We start from the raw sequence: 16,299 nt of genomic DNA on the forward strand, positions 1-16,299 counted from the left end.
GAGGAAATTATGCGTCATTTGCTTGCCACCACCTGCCTCACCCCAATTCTGTTTGCCGCCCTGCCAGCCGTGGCGCAAACCACCATCTCCACCAAGGTGACGACGCCGGTATCGACGTCGACTGCGGCAAGCGGCCAGCCTTCGGACATCACGATCACCTCGACCGGGTCGGTCGAACCGGCCGGCGGCAACGCGGTCACGCTCGACAGCGCCAACAACGTCAAGAACGAAGGCAAGATTCTCATCAGCAACGCCAGCAATGCGAACGGAATCTTCGTCGCTGCGGGCGGGTCTGGCACGATCACCAATAGTGGCTCGATCGTCATCGACGAAAGCTATGCGCCGACCGATGCCGACAATGACGGGGACATCGACGGCCCCTTCGCACAAGGGTCGAACCGCTTCGGCATCCGCACCGCAGACGGCGCGGCGTTCACCGGCAGCATCGTCAACAGCGGCACGATCACCGTCGAGGGTAACGATTCTGGCGGCATCCGGCTTGGCGGCCCTGTAACCGGATCGGTCACCAGCAGCGGCACGGTCACTGTCACCGGCGATCGCGCGGTCGGCGTGCGCACCGACGCGGTGTCGGGCAATGTGCGGCTCACCGGTACGATCACCGTGCAGGGCGCTGGCGCGGTCGGCGTCGCGGCGGATGGCGACATCGGCGGGCAATTCTCCGTCCAGGGCAACATCACCGCGAGCGGCTATCGCAACCCCGCTGCCGATCCGGCCAAGCTGGACGCGGACGATTTGCTGCAAGGCGGTCCGGCGGTCAGGGTCTCCGGCAATGTCGGCGGCGGTATATTGTTCGACGCACCACCGCCGGACAAGGTCAGCACCGATCCCGACGAGGACAAGGACGGCGTGCCCGATGCCAATGAAGGCACCGCGAAGATCGTCTCTAATGGCGCTGCGCCCGCAGTCGAAATCGGTTCGGCGACGCGCGACCTGACGATCGGTGCGGTCGCGGGCAATACGGGCAGTCATTCGGTGGTGGTGAATGGATCGATCGCCGGCAACGGCATTTACGCTCTGGTCAACGCGACCGGCATGTCGATCGGTGGGCAGGGGCATGCGGTCAACCTCGGCAACGGCATTTCGGTCGCCGGCTCGATTACCGCATCCGGAAAGGCCAATGCCACCGCGCTGAAGCTCGGTGCCGGCACGACGATGCTCGAAACGGTCAACAGCGGCACAATCTCGGCGGCTGGCGGCGCCGATTCGACTCATCAGGCCCGTGCGATCTCGATCGAGGCGGGCGCGTCCCTTCCCACCATCCGCAATAGCGGCGCGATCGGTGCCACGGCCTCCGGCGTCGGCACCGCCACCGCGATTTACGATGGATCGGGCACGCTGAAGCTGATCGAGAATAGTGGCGGGATCGGTGCCTCGGGCTCGACCGATCCAACGCGCAATATCGCGATCGACGTACGGTCGGTGACCAGTGGCACGACCGTCAGGCAGGTTGCAGCGGAAAGCGGAAAGACCGCGCCGCAGATCGTCGGCGCGGTCCTGTTCGGCAGCGGCAATGACCTGTTCGACATCGCCGATGGCAGCTATGCCGGCAACGCCGATTTCGGTGCGGGTGATAACCGGCTCGCGCTCAGCGGCGACGCGGTCCAGACCGGCGCGGTCCGCTTTGGCAGCGGTGCCGATACCGTGACGCTCGTGGGCACCGCCAAGACCAATGGCGACATGTATTTCGGCACCGGCGCGAACAGCGTGTCGTTCGGTGACAGCACGTCGCATACCGGTCTGCTTCAGTTCGAGAACGGGGCCGACACGGTGACCCTGTCGGGCACCTCGAAAATCAACGGCGATATCGATTTCGGCGGGGGCGCCGACACGCTGACGCTCGGCGCCGGCACCGCCATGCGCGGTTATCTGTTCAATAGCGGCGGTGCAGTCGCGCGGGTTTCGGGCCTGCTCGATTTGCGCAATACCGGCACGGTCGGCCTGTCCTCGCTCGAGGTCGGCGCGGCCGGCACGATCAGCGTCAACATCAACGCCGCGAACGGAACGTCGACGATTTATGACGTTACCGGCAATGCGAGCTTTGCGACGGGGTCGAAGGTGCTGGTTCGTCTCGACAGCGTCAATCGCGCGGCTGGAATCTACACCATCGTCAGGGCGGGTAGCATCACCGGTGGCAGCAACCTGACGATAAACGACATGTACATTCCTTTCCTGTTCAGCGGCAGCCTGGCCACCGATCCAGGCAACACCGCGATCAAGCTGACCATCGCGCGCAAGACCGCCAGCCAGCTGGGTATCACCGCGGGATCGGCGGCGGCGTATGACGCGGTTTTCGCGGTGATCGACAAGGACGCCAAAATCTCTGCGACGATCCTCGCGATCGGCGATGGTGAGACATTCCGCCAGCGCTACTCCAGCTTTCTGCCCGACTATGCCGGCGGCGTGTTCGAATCGGTTACGCAAGGGTCGCGCGCCACCGCGCGCTTTCTGCAGGACGCTAATCCGAACATCGTTGATATGGGCGGTTGGGGCTTTTGGGTGCAGCAAGTTGCCTGGGGCACGTCGAAGAATCTCGGCGACAGCGCGGCCTATGACGTCAGCGGTTATGGCGTGAACGGTGGTATCGAGATTGGGGTCGGCGCGATCGGCCGTGTCGGCCTGTCGCTGGCCTACCTCGCCGGGACCGATGGCGACGGATCGAACGACAATGAGATCCAGGCGAACCAATATGAGGCGGCGGTGCATTGGCGCAATCGCTGGGGCGGCCTGGCGGTCGGTGCACGCGCGTCGGCGGCGACGATCAACTTTGACGGGTCGCGTCACTTCGACGGCAGCAGCGACGGTAGTGCCTTCAATCGCGTCGCCGAGAGCAAATGGACCGGGAAGCTTTATTCGGCAGCGGGATTCGCCGCATATGACCTGCGTGTCGGCAAGCGGTTGCACCTTCGACCGATCGGCGCGATCGACTATTACCGGCTGAGCGAAGGTGCGCATACTGAAACGGGCGGTGGCGAGGCCTTCAACCTGATCGTCGGCAAGCGCAGCAGCGACGAACTCGCCGCGACCGGCTCGCTGGCGCTGGGGTATGATTTCGGTAGCCTTGATCCCGATCGCACCTGGATGCGGCTCAACCTGGAAGCCGGCCGGCGCCAGATTGTCGGGGGATCGCTCGGCGTCACCGTCGCGCGCTTTGCGACCGGCAACAGTTTCACACTCGCCCCCGAAGAACGGGAGAGCGGCTTTATCGGGCGGGTCGGAGTAGCCGGTGGCAACGGGAGCTTCGCGCTGACCGCCGAGGCGAGCGCCGAAGAACAGCAGGGCCATGCCGCAGTCGCCTTCCGCCTCGGGATCAGACTCGGCATGTGACGATCAGTCCGGCTCATGGTGAAGGCCGTGAGCCGGACAGTGACGGCCAGCTGACGTCATCCATGACGACAAGATCGTTCAGCTGCTGAAACTGGATCAAGTCATCCTTCACGGCTTGCTTACCATTCCGCGTTAAATCGCTGCCATGTTCCACGATACCGCTCTCGCGCGCGCCACCAAGGCGGATCCGCGGCCCAAATCCGCCGTCAGCTCCGGCTGCGGCCTGGCCGGTCTGGCCGGGTTGCTCATCTGGGTCGCGCTCGCGCGCCATTATCAGATGGATGGACCGTATTCCGCATTGGCCAATGTCGCATCGTGCGGCGTGCCAATGGTATTATGGGCGGTGCTGGTCGACAAGGTTCACCTCAACCCGACCACCGGAATCGACTGGTGGGCGCCGAAACCGTGGCGCGAGACATTCGACATCAGTCTCACCAAGCTTGCCGGCCTGTGGGTCACCTGGGGCGGAATCGCGCTGATTTATGCCGTTGGGCGTTTCTACGGCGAAGGTAATTTCCAGTTCTCGATGTGGTGTTTCCAGGTCGCGGCACCCGCGCTGTTCGCGCTGTCGATTCCATATATCCTGTGGATGGACCGCCGCGCGGTCGAGCCTAAGGATGGCTCCTGGGCGCTCGGTGCCTGGCTGATGGGTTTGAAGGAACCGGTCGACAAGGAATCGATCTACAACCATCTGCGCAGCTGGGCGGTGAAGGGTTTTTTCCTCGCTTTCATGCTGGCGATCGTGCCCGGTGGTTTTGGTGAATTCATCCGCGGCGATACGTCACAGGTGCTGCACGATCCGGTCGCGCTGGCCAACTGGCTGATCACCTTCATGTTCGTGATCGACGTCGCTTTCGCAACCGTGGGGTACATTCTCACCTTTCGCCCGCTTGATTCGCATATCCGTACCGCCAACCCGTTTGCCGCCGGATGGATGGGTGCGCTGATCTGCTATCCGCCGTTCATCCTGATGGGCGATAACGGGCCGTTCGACTATCACCCGGGCACGTCGGAATGGTCGGTCTGGTTCGCCGGTCATCCGATCATCCTGACGCTGATCGGCACGGTCCTCGTCGCGCTGACCGCGATCTATGCCTGGGCGACGATGGCGTTCGGTTTCCGCTTCTCGAACCTGACGCATCGCGGCATCCTAACGCATGGTCCTTATGCGTTTTCGCGTCATCCGGCCTATCTGTCGAAGAACCTGTTCTGGTGGATTTCGACCATCCCGATCCTGACCACCGGGAGCATGGCCGATGCCGCGCGCTCGACCATCCTGATGGGAGTGGTCGCCGGCATCTATTACTGGCGTGCGCGGACCGAGGAGCGCCATCTCGGCATGGATCCGGCCTATCAGGAATATTCCGCCTGGATGGCCCGCAACGGCCTGGTGCCGCGCTTTTTTGCCTGGGTGATGGGCAAGTCGACGGTAACGCAGGCTTAAGCGATCGACGCCGCGCGGGCCTCCAGCAATGCCGTCTCGCGATCGCTACGCGCAAGCGATGCGGCCTTGAGCAGCGCCTCGCGCGCTTCGCTCGTTCGCCCCAGCTTGGCGAGGAAATCGCCTCGAACACTGAACAGCAGATAATAATTTTCGAGCACCCCTTCGGCGACAAGCTCATCGACCAGCGCCAGTCCGATCGCCGGTCCGAACGCCATCGATCTGGCGACGGCGCGATTGAGGTCGACCACTGGGGAGGGCAGCGTGCGGCTCAGTTCGTCATAGAGTGACGCGATCCGTTCCCAATCAGTTGCATCCGGGGTCAGTGCTCGCGCGTGACAGGCGGCGATCGACGCCTGCAGAGTATAGGGTCCGGCCGGATCGGAAAGGCTTTCCGCGATCGCCAATACCTTCAGCCCATGCAGGATAAGTACCCGGTCCCAGCGTGCGCGATCCTGATCGAGCAATAGGATCGGCGCACCGTCCGGCCCGGTCCGCGTCGGCAAGCGTGAGGCCTGAAGTTCCATCAGCGCGAGCAGGCCGTGCACTTCCGCTTCTACGGGGGTGAGGCCGGCGAGAATCCGGCCAAGCCGCATCGCTTCCTCGCACAGCGCAGGCCGTGTCCAGGCATCTTCGGCCGCGGGCGAATAGCCTTCGCCGAAGATCAGATAGATGACTTCGAGCACCGACGAAAGCCGGGCATCGCGCTCGGCACCGCGCGGGACTTCATAGGCGACGTCTGCCTTGGCCAGCGTCTTCTTCGCGCGCACGATGCGTTGTGCGACGGTCGCCTCGGAGGTCAGGAACGCGCTGGCGATCTCCTCGGTCGACAGGCCGCCGATCAGCCGCAAGGTGAGGGCGACGCGTGCTTCGGTCGCCAGCACGGGATGACATGCTATGAAAATGAGCGCGAGCAGTTCGTCGCCGATCTCGTCATCGATCGCAGCCACGATTTCGTCTTCGACGGAATGATCCAGGACATCGACCTCGCCCGCAAGCTTGCGGTGCTTCTCGTCAATCATGCGGGACCGGCGGAATCCGTCGATCGCCCGCCGCTTGCCCGTGGCCATCAACCAAGCGCCGGGATTGCGCGGCACCCCCTCCTCCGGCCATTGCCGCAGCGCGGCTTCGAGCGCCTCCTGCGCCAGTTCCTCGGCCTCAGTCAGGTCGCGCGTCATGCGGGCCAGACCGGCGATCAGCCTGGCGGACTCGATCCGCCACACTGTCTCGATCGCACGCAAGGCATCCGCCGTTCCCATCCCGATAGTTTAGGCAGGGGGAACGGCGGAGGCAAAGTGCGTCTTACTGGCCGTAATTGCCGATCTGATCGCGCATCGCTTCTTCTCGTGCCTGTAGTTCGGGTGTGTAGGCCTCGCCGAAATCGGCCGCGTCGAACACCTGGCGGATTTCGATTTCGTGATGCGCGCCATCGGGATTGGGCACGCGACGGATCCACTCGATCGCTTCATCCATCGACTTGACCTGAAGCAGCCAGAAACCACAGATCAGTTCCTTGGTCTCGGCAAACGGGCCGTTGAGGACGCTGGTCTTGTCGCCGTCGAAGCGGACCCGCGCGCCCTTCGACGAGGGATGCAGGCCTTCGCCGGCGAGCATCATGCCGGCCTTGACCAGTTCCTCATTATACGCGGTCATCTCGGCCAGCAGTCGTTCACTCGGCATGACGCCGGCTTCGCTCTCGGCGCTCGCCTTCATGATCACCATTACACGCATGACATTCACTCCTGGTTATCGTGAGCGATCCCGGGATGTCTTACCCCGTTCAAGATGGCTCTGATGACACGTCGATTGAGCAAACGGGATATCGACACATGTGCGAAATTATTTTTTGCAGCGAGACAGAATGCCGTCCGGCAAACAAACTTAAGCCCCTCCCTTGAAGGGAAGGGGCTTAGAAGGAATTAAAACCGCATCTCATCATAGACCTTCGAGACGTCGCCGCCCCAAGCGCCATGATAGCGTTCGAGCAGGATCTCAGCCGGGACCTTGCCCGACCGCACGATCTCGCGCAGCGGATCGAGGAAACCCGTTTCGTTGCTGCCCGATGAATCGATCCGCGCCCGGGCGGTCAATCCCGCGTTGGCGATGTCGAGCACCTCACCGGCGATATCGCGCAGTCTGCCGCCGCCTGGAATCGGTGCATCCAGTGCCAGCTTTGGCACCGCGTCGCGTAGCGCCTGACGTTCCTCGATCGTCCAGTCCTTGACCACATCCCATGCCGCGTCGAGCGCGCCATTGTCGTAGAGCAAGCCGACCCACAGAGCTGGCAGTGCGCAAATCTTGTTCCACGGTCCGCCGTCGGCGCCACGCATCTCGAGAAAGGTCTTCAGGCGCACTTCGGGAAAGGCGGTCGACAGATGATCGGCCCAATCGTCGATCGTCGGCTTTTCGCCCGGCAGTACCGCCAGATCGCCGCGCAGAAAGTCGCGGAAACTCAGGCCCGCCGCATCGATATATTTGCCGTCGCGGTAGACGAAGTACATCGGCACATCGAGCGCATAGTCGGTGTAGCGTTCGTAGCCGAAGCCGTCCTCGAACACGAAGGGCAGCATGCCGGTACGCGCCGGATCGGTGTCCGACCAGATATGGCTGCGGTACGACAGCATGCCGTTGGGCTTGCCCTCGGTGAACGGCGAATTGGCGAACAGCGCGGTCGCGAGCGGCTGAAGAGCGAGGCCGACGCGGAACTTTTTCGCCATATCGGCTTCGGTTTCGTAGTCGAGATTAACCTGGATTGTGCAGGTGCGGAGCATCATGTCGAGCCCCATCGACCCAACGCGCGGCATATGCCGCAGCATGATCGCGTAACGACCCTTGGGCATGATCGGCAGCTCTGCGCGCGTCTTGTCCGGCCACATGCCGAGGCCGAGGAAGCCGATCCCGAACTTGTCGCCGATCGCCTTGACCTGCTCGAGATGGCGGCCGGTCTCGGCGCAGGTCTCGTGCAGATTGTCGAGCGGCGCGCCCGACAGTTCGAACTGGCCGGCCGGCTCCAAGCTGACCGATCCATCGGCGCCCGACAGCGCGATGACCTTCCCGCCCTCCAGTACCGGGCGCCAGCCATAGTCGGTCAGTGCGTCGAGCAGGTCCTTGATCCCGCCCGGTTCGTCGTAACTCGGTGCATGATGATCGGACAGGGCATAGACGAACTTCTCATGCTCGGTGCCGATGCGCCAATCCTTGATCGGCTTCTCACCCTTGGCGAAACTCGCGACGAGTTGATCGCGGCTCTCGATGACCGCTGCGTTGCTCTTTGAAACGGTCTTCGTGCTCATGGCGCGCATGTAGCGATGCCGCGAGGGCGGCGCTAGTGGGCAGGCAAGCTAGTAAGAGCAGATCTGCCGCAACCGCTCGCTATCGATCACCACCCAATCGCCGTGGCGCTTGTCGACGATTCCGAGTTGCTTGAGGTGGCTGACCTCACGATGCACGCTTTGCCGCGTCACGTCGAAGATGTCGGCGATGTTGGACTGTGTGATCGGCAACAGAATCCGGGTTTCCCCTCCGACGACCGATTCGCCGGCATGCTCGGCCAGGTTTGCGAACATCGTGGCGATGCGCTGGCCAAGACGCTGCGTGGCGCGCTGTTCGCGGCTCGCCATCTGGCGCGAGATCGCTTCGGCGAACTTGCGGCACAAGGCTTCGGGGATTTCGGGATGGCGGTGATAGAGCTCCCAGAAATCGTCGCGCTCGAGTTGGCGAACCACCGCTGGCGTTAGTGCGATGGTGGTATGGTTATGTTCGCGCCGGACGATCATCGCGGTTTCGCTGAAACAGTTGCCGGCAGCATAAATGGTGATCAGCGCCTGTCGGCCGTCGACGTGAAGCCCGATCAGGCTCAGGAAACCGGTCTCGACCTGAAAGATGCGGGTCGCCGCTTCGCCGGCGCGCTTGACCGGCATGCCCGGTGCCACGGTAAAGCGAGTCATCCGCGCCTCGATCGCCTCCCGGACGGGTGCGGGAAGCGCGCCGATCCAGTTCTCGCGATTGATGATGCCGACGGTCGTCGGCTCGGCCGTATCCATCTTCCACTCCTGACTGCGATCGGTGAAGCATAGCCCAAATAAATTCCACCCGATGTAACATTGGCGACACGCAGCCCGAGTCCTCCGGGTGCAATGGCTCCGACGCGGACGGCGAAAACACCGCCGCGATCACGGACCGCTGCTCCTAACGCACGGCCAGGGGAGGATAGGATATGACCAGATTTCGCAAAGCGCTGAGCGCCACGACCGCTGCCGGCGCCTTGTTCGCCGCACCGGCACTCGCGCAGACGGTGCCAGAAGAGGCTCATGCGGTTGAAGCTCCCGAGTCGAACTCGGCGATCCAGGATATCGTGGTCACCGCGCGCCGCCGGGAGGAATCGCTGCAGAACGCGCCGGTTACCGTCACCGCGTTTACCGGCGCGCAATTGCAGGAAAAGGGCATCAACGACTTTGCCCGATTGGCACAAGCAACGCCGGGCGTGAACTTCGATGCCTTTCCACGCGCGGCGCCGCGTCCTTTTTTCCGCGGCATCGGTAGTTCAAACCAGGGAGCGGGCGGCGATCCGTCGTCGGTCGCGTTCCTCGACGGCGTCTATCTTGGCCGCGCCGCGATGCTCGGCATCGATTTTTTCGACATGCAGCGCATCGAAGTGCTGAAGGGGCCGCAAGGCACGTTGTTCGGCAAGAACGTCGTCGGCGGGGCAGTCAACTTCATCACCGCGAAGCCGACCAGCGAGGCCGCTGCCCATGCCCAGCTGACGGCCGGCGAATATAGCCAGCTCAACGGTAATGTAATGCTCAACCTGCCGATCACCGACACGATCGCGACTCGCGTGGTACTCGGCGCAGTCACCAATGACGGCTTTCGTCATACGCCGGGCGGACGTTCGCTTGACGATGAGAACAAGATCAGCGCGCGCGTCCAGACCATGGTCGGTATCGGCACCGGCACAACTTTCCTCCTTGCCGGCGACATCGCCAAGCAGGATCTGGGTCAGGGGTCGCACTTCAACGTGCGGACATTGCCCTTCCGTACGTCCGGTCCGCGCGGCTATGACGATTTCGACAAGCCGCGCGTCGCCGATCCGGATCGTTATGGCGGCATCAATACGCAGACCGGTGGCGTCCGGGGCGAATTGAATACCGACATACTCGGCTTCGCCACGCTGACCGCGACGGCCGCCTGGCGCACGCTCGACTACACGTCATCCGACGATCTCGACGGCAGCAACGCGGCTGCCAATCTCGCGGCAGGCGTCGTGGCACCGGCGATCCAAACGCTGGCGAAGGAAAACGCCGATTCCTATTCGGCCGAAACACGCCTGACCTCGCTTGGGTCCGGGCCATTCAGCTGGGTGTTCGGGCTCTATTACAACCATGACAGGATCAGTCGCGAGCGCGAGAGTGAGACCGACGTGGTCGACACCAGCGAGAATCGCTTCGTCGCTCATTCGACCAATCGCAGCTATGCCGCCTTTGGCGAAGTTCAGTACAAGTTCGGCTTTGGGCTCGGGGTCTTCGGCGGCGCGCGCTACACCGATGAGAAGAAGACTTATGACGTCACCCGGCTGATCGGGAATCCCGCCGCGCCGACGATCGGCTACACGACAGTCGGTACGCCGGGCGAGGCGGGGCAGCGGCTGGTGACCTATCGGGTTGGGACCGATTTTCGCGTCAACGACAATATCTTCCTGTTCGGCACGGTTTCGACCGGTTTCAAATCGGGCGCGTTTCCGGAACAGCCGGGTAGCGCGGTCCTCGCACGCATCGCGACCGCGCCGGAAAAGGTCACCAATTACGAGGCGGGGTTCAAGACCGACTGGCTCGACCGGCGGCTGCGCGCCAATGTCTCGGCGTTCGTCGCCAAGTACAAGAATTTCCAGACCATCCAGGTGATCCCCGACGCGACTGCGGGGCCGGGCGGATCGCGCGTATCGACCGACACTGGCGACGCGACGATCAAGGGCGTCGAAACCGAACTGATCTTCGCGCCGGTCGATCTGGTCGATCTGACGGTGCGTTACACCTATCTCGATGCGCGCTTCGACCAACTGACCCAGACCTCGGCGATCCTGGCCGATGGCTCCGCGGTGCAGCGCGACCTGGCGGGCAACCGCCTCAGCCGTACCCCGAAACATGCGATCACAGCCGATCTCGGTTTCACCACGCCAAAGAGCGACTGGGGATGGCTGCGCGCCTTGGTGTCGATGGACTACCAGAGCGATATCTATGACGACAACGATAACGACTTCATCGAATATCGCCGCGCCCGGACGCTGTGGGACGCCAGCCTGACCTATCATGTCGACGATCGTTTCTCGGCGCAGCTTTGGGTCAGAAACCTGACCGACAAGGAATACCGTACCTTCCAGGTCGACTCCGCCAACGGCCTGTTCGTGCAATATGGCCCGCCGCGTCAGATCGGCGTGACACTCAATGCGTCGTTCTGAGAGTGAGATGATCTTGATAAAGCACCTCCAATGCTGATGCTGCTCGGCTATCTGATGGTCGCCACGTTCATGATCCTGATCATGACGCGGCGGCTGTCGGCGCTGGTTGCGCTGATCCTGGTGCCGCTGATCTTCGGCGTGGTCGCGGGGCATGGCGCCGATCTCGGACCGATGGCGGTCGATGGCCTCGCCAAGCTCGCGCCGACCGCCGCTTTGCTGCTTTTCGCGGTGTTGTTCTTCGCGATCATGATCGATGCCGGACTGTTCGAGCCGCTCGTCACACGGATCCTGCGCTTTGCCGGCGACGATCCGGTGCGGGTGGCGGTCGGCACGGCCATGATGGCGAGCGTGGTGTCGCTGGACGGGGACGGCGCGACCACCGCACTGATCACGATCACCGCTTTCCTGCCGGTCTATCGCCGGCTCGGCATGAACCCTTTGGTGCTGGCAGTGATCCTGGCGTCGGCGAATACCGTGATCAACCTCGCGCCATGGGGCGGACCGACCGGCCGCGTCGCCGCCGCGCTGCGTCTCGACGTGGCCGATGTGTTCGTGCCGCTGTTGCCGGCAATGGTCGCGGGCATCGTCGCGACGTTCGGGATCGCATGGTATCTTGGCCGCGCAGAACGTCGTCGCCTGGCTGCCGCACCGGGAGGTGGTTCGTCCCCTTCGACCGACAGCGCTTCGATCGTCGCGCCGCTCATCGGCGGTGAGGTCGATGCGGCGACCGCGGCGCTGCGCCGGCCCAGGCTCTTTGTCGTCAATCTACTGCTCACTATTGCGGTGATCGGTCTGGCCGTCCTGCACATCGTGCCGCTGCCTTTGGTCTTCATGGTCGGCCTGTCGATCGCACTGATGGTCAATTATCCGCGCCTCAACGACCAGCGCGACCGGCTGGCGGCGCATGCCGCGACGGCGCTGCCGATCCTGATCCTGATCCTCGCGGCGGGTGTGTTCACCGGCGTCATGGCGGGCACCGGCATGGTCGACGCGATGGCGAAGGGTGCGATGACCACGATACCGCCATCGCTGGGCCCATGGCTCGGCCCGATTACCGCCTTCATGGCCGCGCCGCTGACTTTCGCCTTGTCCAACGACGCTTTTTATTTCGGTGTCGTGCCGGTGATCGCGCAGACCGCCGCGCAATACGGCATCGCGCCGGTCGAGATCGGCCGAGCGTCGCTGCTGGCGCAACCGATCCACGCGCTCAGCCCGCTACTCGCGGCGCTCTATTTCTCCTCCGGTCTGCTCGGCGTCGATGTCGGCGCGCTGCAGCGCTTCGCGCTCAAATGGGCTTGCCTGCTCACCCTCGTCCTGATCGCCACCGCGTGGCTCACCGGCGCAATCACCTGAGGTATCGATGACTGAACGGCTCACCAACACGATCAACGTCCTTGTGCCGGTCGGCGCGGTCGGTGCAGGCGTCCGCGACAGCGATGTGCAGCACGGCCTCGCCGCCGGAGCGCATGCCATCGCTTGCGACGCGGGATCGACCGATAGCGGCCCAGCCTATCTCGCCACTGGCCGGTCGAAATATTCGCGCGATGCGGTGAAAGCGGATCTCGCCATATTGATGCGCGCCCAGGCGGTGGCGGCCATACCATTGCTGATCGGGTCGTGCGGTACGTCCGGTTGCGACATGGCAGTCGACTGGATGCGCGATATCGCGCTGGAGATCGCACGCGAAGAGGGGTTGAGCCCGCGCATCGCGACACTTTATTCGGAACAGGATGCCGCGTTTCTGGCCGAAGCGGCGACCGATGGCCGGATCATTCCACTGGCACCGTTTACCGGAACCGACCTCGCGGTGTTCGCCGAGTGCGACCATATCGTCGCGCTGATGGGGCCGGAGCCCTATATCGCTGCGCTGCGCGCCGGTGCCGATATCGTGCTCGGCGGCCGTACCACCGATACGGCGGTGATCGCCGCTGTGCCGTTGATGCATGGCGCGGGCGCGGGACCGGCCTGGCATGCCGGCAAGACGGCCGAGTGTGGCGGGCAGTGCACTGTCACGACACGTGATGGCGGCGTGATGGTCCGGGTCGGCCACCACGCGTTTGAGGTCGAGCCACTCAGCCCGCACAACGCCTGCACGCCGGCTACGGTGTCTGCGCACATGCTGTACGAAAACACCGACCCGTTCGAATTGCTCGAACCCGGTGGCGTACTCGATGTCCGTCACGCGACCTATGTAGCAGTCGATGATCGGATCGTGCTGGTCTCCGGCTCGTGCTTCAATGCCATGCCCTATACGATGAAGCTCGAAGGGGCGGCGGGGAGCGATTTCCAGACGATCATGCTGGTCGGTATCCAGGATCGCGGCGTACTCGGCGAGATCGACCGGTTCATCGCTCAGATGCACGCTTATCTCACTGGCCGCGTCGAGGCGGCGATGGGTGAGCGGGCGGGCAGGTTCGATATCTCGCTGCGGCCCTATGGCTGGAACGCGGTATCGGGCAGCGTGATCGGCGGACCGCAGCCGGTGCCGCGCGAAATCGGCCTGTTGTTCGTCGCGACCGCCGCGAGCCAGGAAATCGCCACCCAGATCGCTAAGACTTGCAATCCGGCCTTTTTTCACATGCCGCTCGATCCGGATCAGGAATTACCCAGCTACGCCTTTCCCTTTTCGCCGGCCGAAACGGAGCGCGGGCAGGTGTTCGACTTCAAGCTTAATCACGTGGTCCGGGTGGATGACGGCATGCAACTCGTGCGGACGATATTTTGCGACAAGGATGCCCTGCTCGATGCCCAAGCTTAGTGACGTCTGCCATGTACGATCGAAGAATGCCGGGCCATTCTGGATCACGCTCGACCTGTTCTTCGCCGATCGCCAGGCGTTCGATCTTTATGCCGATGACGCGTCGCTCGGCGCTGCCGCGATCGCGCGTCTGTTCGAGGTTGATGCCGGCCTGATCAAGCGTTTTGCCCTGCCCGACCTGTTCGTCGTGAAGCTCTCCTATCCCCGTGCCGTGCCGCAGGGCGGATATCTGGAACGCGATATGCACGGCGGGCAGCAATATGTCCGGCTGCTCGACTTGGAGCTTTAGGCGCTACCAGTCGCCCCGCGCCGCCATCCACACCGCGACCGCCGCCGCCGCCGCCGTGTCCGCGCGCAGGATGCGCGGGCCGAGCCCGATCCCGACCGCATCCGGCAACGCGCGAATCGCCTCGCGCTCCTCCGTATCGAACCCGCCCTCCGGCCCGACCAGGATCGCCGCCGCGCCGGTCGCTCCGCGCATCGCCTCGAAGGCCGGAACGCCGCCCGTCTCGTCGGCAAAAAACAGCGTTCGCCCTGCCCGCCAGTCGCGCAGCAAAGCCGCCAACTTGACTGGCTCCGCCAGCTCGGGGATCGCGGTCCGTCCGCATTGCTCCGCCGCCTCGATCATATGCGCGCGCAGGCGGTCGAGATTGAGCCGGTCGACCATCGTGCGGCGCGTCAGCACCGGCACGATCCGGCCCACGCCGAGCTCGCATGCCTTTTCGATCGCCCAGTCGATCCGCCCTTTCTTCAGCGGCGCCATGCACAGCCACAGATCAGGCACCGCCTCGCGCTCACGCAAGCGCTCGGTCACGTCGAGCATCAGGGCGCGCTTGCCGACCATGCTCGCCACGCCGAGCCATTCACCGGTCGCGTCGTCGAACAGTTTGACCGGATCGCCCACTTTCATGCGCATCACCGACACGAGATAATGCGCCTGCGGCCCGTCGATCCGAATCGATCCGGGCGCGAGTTCGGTTTCGACGAACAATCGCGGCGTCGATTGCGGTGGCCAGGCGGGGGTGGCGGGCATAAGGCCGTCCTACGGTCCAAACCCGATCACCGCAACGAGCGCAAAAGGCCAAGCACGGCTTGCACGGACGAAAGCGAAGGTCGGTCGCGGCCATACGCGATCTGCATTAGAAGCGGCGGCACAAAAGGGAGCAGCCCATGCCGACCACCGCCAGCCTGATCGCTTTCGCTCTTCTGGCGCTGGGCATGGCCCTGACGCCGGGGCCGAACATGATCTACCTGATCTCGCGCTCGATCGGTCAGGGCCCCAAAGCGGGCTTCATCTCGCTTGGCGGCGTCGCGCTTGGTTTCCTGTTCTACATGTTGTGCGCGGCGTTCGGCATCACCGCCTTCATGATGGCCGTGCCCTTCGCTTATGATGCGTTGCGTATCGGTGGTGCACTTTATCTTCTCTATCTCGCCTGGCAGGCGATCAAACCGGGCGGCAGGTCACCCTTTCAGGTACGCGATCTGCCGGTCGATGGCCCGCGCCGCCTGTTCGCGATGGGCTTCGTCACGAATTTGCTCAACCCGAAGATCGCGGTGATGTACCTCTCGCTGCTGCCGCAATTCATCGATCCCCATCGTGGCAGCGTGCTGGTCCAGTCGCTTGTCCTGGGTTCGGTTCAGATCGTGGCGAGTGTCAGTATCAATGCCATCGTCGCTCTGATGGCGGGCTCGATCGCGGCCTTCCTCGCCGGCCGTCCGCGCTGGGCGACGGTCCAGCGCTGGATCATGGCGACCCTGCTCGGTGGTCTGGCGGTGCGCATGGCGACCGAGGCGCGGCGGTAAGAAGATTCGCGCTCTTGTAATTCCGACTGTCATGATATGATATCGCCCTGACAGTGGGAGGGCCATCATGAAGATTCACCTTGCGGCCATTGGCATGCTGATGTGCCTTGCCGGATGTTCGAAAGCCGAAGAAGCGACTGGCGAAGCGCAACACCAAGGCCGCTATGTCGGGATCGGCATTTACAGTCCGAGCAAGCTTTGGTCGCTACTGAAACCCGCTGGCTCGCCCAAGGATAAGACGGCCGCAACGCTCGACGACGACAGCCATGTGATCGTTCTGGTCGATAGCAAGACCGGCGAAGTGCGCCAGTGCGGCAACCTGTCGGGTTATTGCGTCCGGATGGATCCATGGAGCGGATCCTTGCCTGCTGCACCCGCCAGCCTGACCAAACATGCTGCCGATCTGGCGGCCGCAGAGGCAGCGGAGGAGACAACGACGGTCGCCAATGCCGCGGAACCGATGTCCAACGCTCGCTGATCGGAACCTTGTCGGCGACG

13 protein-coding genes are annotated in these 16,299 nt (G+C 63.5%); 8 read left to right on the forward strand and 5 right to left on the reverse strand.

Annotated elements, in window-relative coordinates; genetic code table 11:
- The first annotated feature begins 9 nt into the window (after positions 1-9).
- Both G4G27_RS01765 and G4G27_RS01770 read left to right on the forward strand, forming a co-directional pair.
- The gene (locus G4G27_RS01765; protein WP_183111583.1) at positions 10-3,345 is read left to right on the forward strand and encodes an autotransporter outer membrane beta-barrel domain-containing protein; all 3,336 of its coding nucleotides are present in this window, start codon (positions 10-12) and stop codon (positions 3,343-3,345) included.
- 145 nt (positions 3,346-3,490) lie between these two features.
- The gene (locus G4G27_RS01770) at positions 3,491-4,789 is read left to right on the forward strand and encodes an isoprenylcysteine carboxylmethyltransferase family protein (protein ID WP_183111585.1); all 1,299 of its coding nucleotides are present in this window, start codon (positions 3,491-3,493) and stop codon (positions 4,787-4,789) included.
- Here G4G27_RS01770 and G4G27_RS01775 read toward each other — a convergent pair.
- The 4 genes from G4G27_RS01775 to G4G27_RS01790 form a co-directional block, all read right to left on the reverse strand.
- Positions 4,786-6,045, reverse strand: a complete 1,260-nt coding sequence (locus G4G27_RS01775) for an RNA polymerase sigma factor (protein ID WP_183111587.1) — start codon at positions 6,043-6,045, stop codon at positions 4,786-4,788. The genes G4G27_RS01770 and G4G27_RS01775 overlap by 4 nt on opposite strands.
- Before the next feature lie 43 nt (positions 6,046-6,088).
- Positions 6,089-6,517, reverse strand: a complete 429-nt coding sequence (locus G4G27_RS01780; RefSeq protein ID WP_183111589.1) for a YciI family protein — start codon at positions 6,515-6,517, stop codon at positions 6,089-6,091.
- 188 nt (positions 6,518-6,705) lie between these two features.
- Positions 6,706-8,079, reverse strand: coding sequence for a glutamate--cysteine ligase (locus G4G27_RS01785; protein ID WP_183111591.1), 1,374 nt, complete (start codon positions 8,077-8,079; stop codon positions 6,706-6,708).
- Positions 8,080-8,127: 48 nt separating this feature from the next.
- Complete coding sequence (locus G4G27_RS01790) at positions 8,128-8,829, reverse strand: Crp/Fnr family transcriptional regulator (RefSeq protein ID WP_183111593.1); 702 nt, start codon at positions 8,827-8,829, stop codon at positions 8,128-8,130.
- A gap of 173 nt (positions 8,830-9,002) precedes the next feature.
- Here G4G27_RS01790 and G4G27_RS01795 point away from each other — a divergent pair, with 173 nt between their 5' ends.
- The 4 genes from G4G27_RS01795 to G4G27_RS01810 are packed head-to-tail and all read left to right on the forward strand — an operon-like array spanning position 9,003 to position 14,287.
- Positions 9,003-11,240, forward strand: a complete 2,238-nt coding sequence (locus G4G27_RS01795; RefSeq protein WP_183111594.1) for a TonB-dependent receptor — start codon at positions 9,003-9,005, stop codon at positions 11,238-11,240.
- Between the two features lie 30 nt (positions 11,241-11,270).
- Positions 11,271-12,593: a citrate:proton symporter gene (locus tag G4G27_RS01800; RefSeq protein ID WP_183111595.1), complete on the forward strand. Its 1,323-nt coding sequence runs from the start codon at positions 11,271-11,273 to the stop codon at positions 12,591-12,593.
- Between the two features lie 7 nt (positions 12,594-12,600).
- Positions 12,601-13,998 carry an acyclic terpene utilization AtuA family protein gene (locus G4G27_RS01805; protein ID WP_183111596.1) on the forward strand — a complete coding sequence of 466 codons (1,398 nt, stop codon included), beginning with the start codon at positions 12,601-12,603 and terminating at the stop codon, positions 13,996-13,998.
- Positions 13,985-14,287, forward strand: a complete 303-nt coding sequence (locus tag G4G27_RS01810) for a DUF4387 domain-containing protein (RefSeq protein WP_183111597.1) — start codon at positions 13,985-13,987, stop codon at positions 14,285-14,287. The genes G4G27_RS01805 and G4G27_RS01810 overlap by 14 nt, the downstream gene beginning before the upstream one ends.
- 3 nt (positions 14,288-14,290) lie before the next feature.
- On the opposite strand, the gene G4G27_RS01815 is transcribed toward G4G27_RS01810, so the two are convergent.
- On the reverse strand, positions 14,291-15,031 hold the full coding sequence (locus G4G27_RS01815) for a 16S rRNA (uracil(1498)-N(3))-methyltransferase (protein ID WP_183111598.1): 741 nt from the start codon (positions 15,029-15,031) through the stop codon (positions 14,291-14,293).
- 137 nt (positions 15,032-15,168) lie between these two features.
- On the opposite strand from G4G27_RS01815, the gene G4G27_RS01820 reads away from it, so the two are divergent.
- A complete protein-coding gene (locus tag G4G27_RS01820; RefSeq protein WP_183111599.1) occupies positions 15,169-15,801 on the forward strand; it encodes a LysE family translocator in 633 nt (210 codons plus the stop codon).
- A 67-nt stretch (positions 15,802-15,868) separates the two neighbouring features.
- Positions 15,869-16,279, forward strand: coding sequence for a hypothetical protein (locus G4G27_RS01825; RefSeq protein ID WP_183111600.1), 411 nt, complete (start codon positions 15,869-15,871; stop codon positions 16,277-16,279).
- Positions 16,280-16,299: the final 20 nt, after the last annotated feature.

This window comes from Sphingomonas sp. So64.6b (assembly GCF_014171475.1).
Classification (GTDB): domain Bacteria; phylum Pseudomonadota; class Alphaproteobacteria; order Sphingomonadales; family Sphingomonadaceae; genus Sphingomonas; species Sphingomonas alpina_A.

What these genes read in the sequence shown, in the direction of transcription:
- G4G27_RS01825 (WP_183111600.1), top strand. Translation starts at nt 15,869, where the DNA reads ATGAAGATTCACCTTGCGGCCATTGGCATGCTGATGTGCCTTGCCGGA.
- G4G27_RS01800 (WP_183111595.1), top strand. Translation starts at nt 11,271, where the DNA reads ATGCTGATGCTGCTCGGCTATCTGATGGTCGCCACGTTCATGATCCTG.
- G4G27_RS01815 (WP_183111598.1), bottom strand. Translation starts at nt 15,031, where the DNA reads ATGCCCGCCACCCCCGCCTGGCCACCGCAATCGACGCCGCGATTGTTC.
- G4G27_RS01780 (WP_183111589.1), bottom strand. Translation starts at nt 6,517, where the DNA reads ATGCGTGTAATGGTGATCATGAAGGCGAGCGCCGAGAGCGAAGCCGGC.
- G4G27_RS01765 (WP_183111583.1), top strand. Translation starts at nt 10, where the DNA reads ATGCGTCATTTGCTTGCCACCACCTGCCTCACCCCAATTCTGTTTGCC.
- G4G27_RS01795 (WP_183111594.1), top strand. Translation starts at nt 9,003, where the DNA reads ATGACCAGATTTCGCAAAGCGCTGAGCGCCACGACCGCTGCCGGCGCC.
- G4G27_RS01810 (WP_183111597.1), top strand. Translation starts at nt 13,985, where the DNA reads ATGCCCAAGCTTAGTGACGTCTGCCATGTACGATCGAAGAATGCCGGG.
- G4G27_RS01785 (WP_183111591.1), bottom strand. Translation starts at nt 8,079, where the DNA reads ATGAGCACGAAGACCGTTTCAAAGAGCAACGCAGCGGTCATCGAGAGC.
- G4G27_RS01775 (WP_183111587.1), bottom strand. Translation starts at nt 6,045, where the DNA reads ATGGGAACGGCGGATGCCTTGCGTGCGATCGAGACAGTGTGGCGGATC.
- G4G27_RS01790 (WP_183111593.1), bottom strand. Translation starts at nt 8,829, where the DNA reads ATGGATACGGCCGAGCCGACGACCGTCGGCATCATCAATCGCGAGAAC.
- G4G27_RS01820 (WP_183111599.1), top strand. Translation starts at nt 15,169, where the DNA reads ATGCCGACCACCGCCAGCCTGATCGCTTTCGCTCTTCTGGCGCTGGGC.
- G4G27_RS01770 (WP_183111585.1), top strand. Translation starts at nt 3,491, where the DNA reads ATGTTCCACGATACCGCTCTCGCGCGCGCCACCAAGGCGGATCCGCGG.
- G4G27_RS01805 (WP_183111596.1), top strand. Translation starts at nt 12,601, where the DNA reads ATGACTGAACGGCTCACCAACACGATCAACGTCCTTGTGCCGGTCGGC.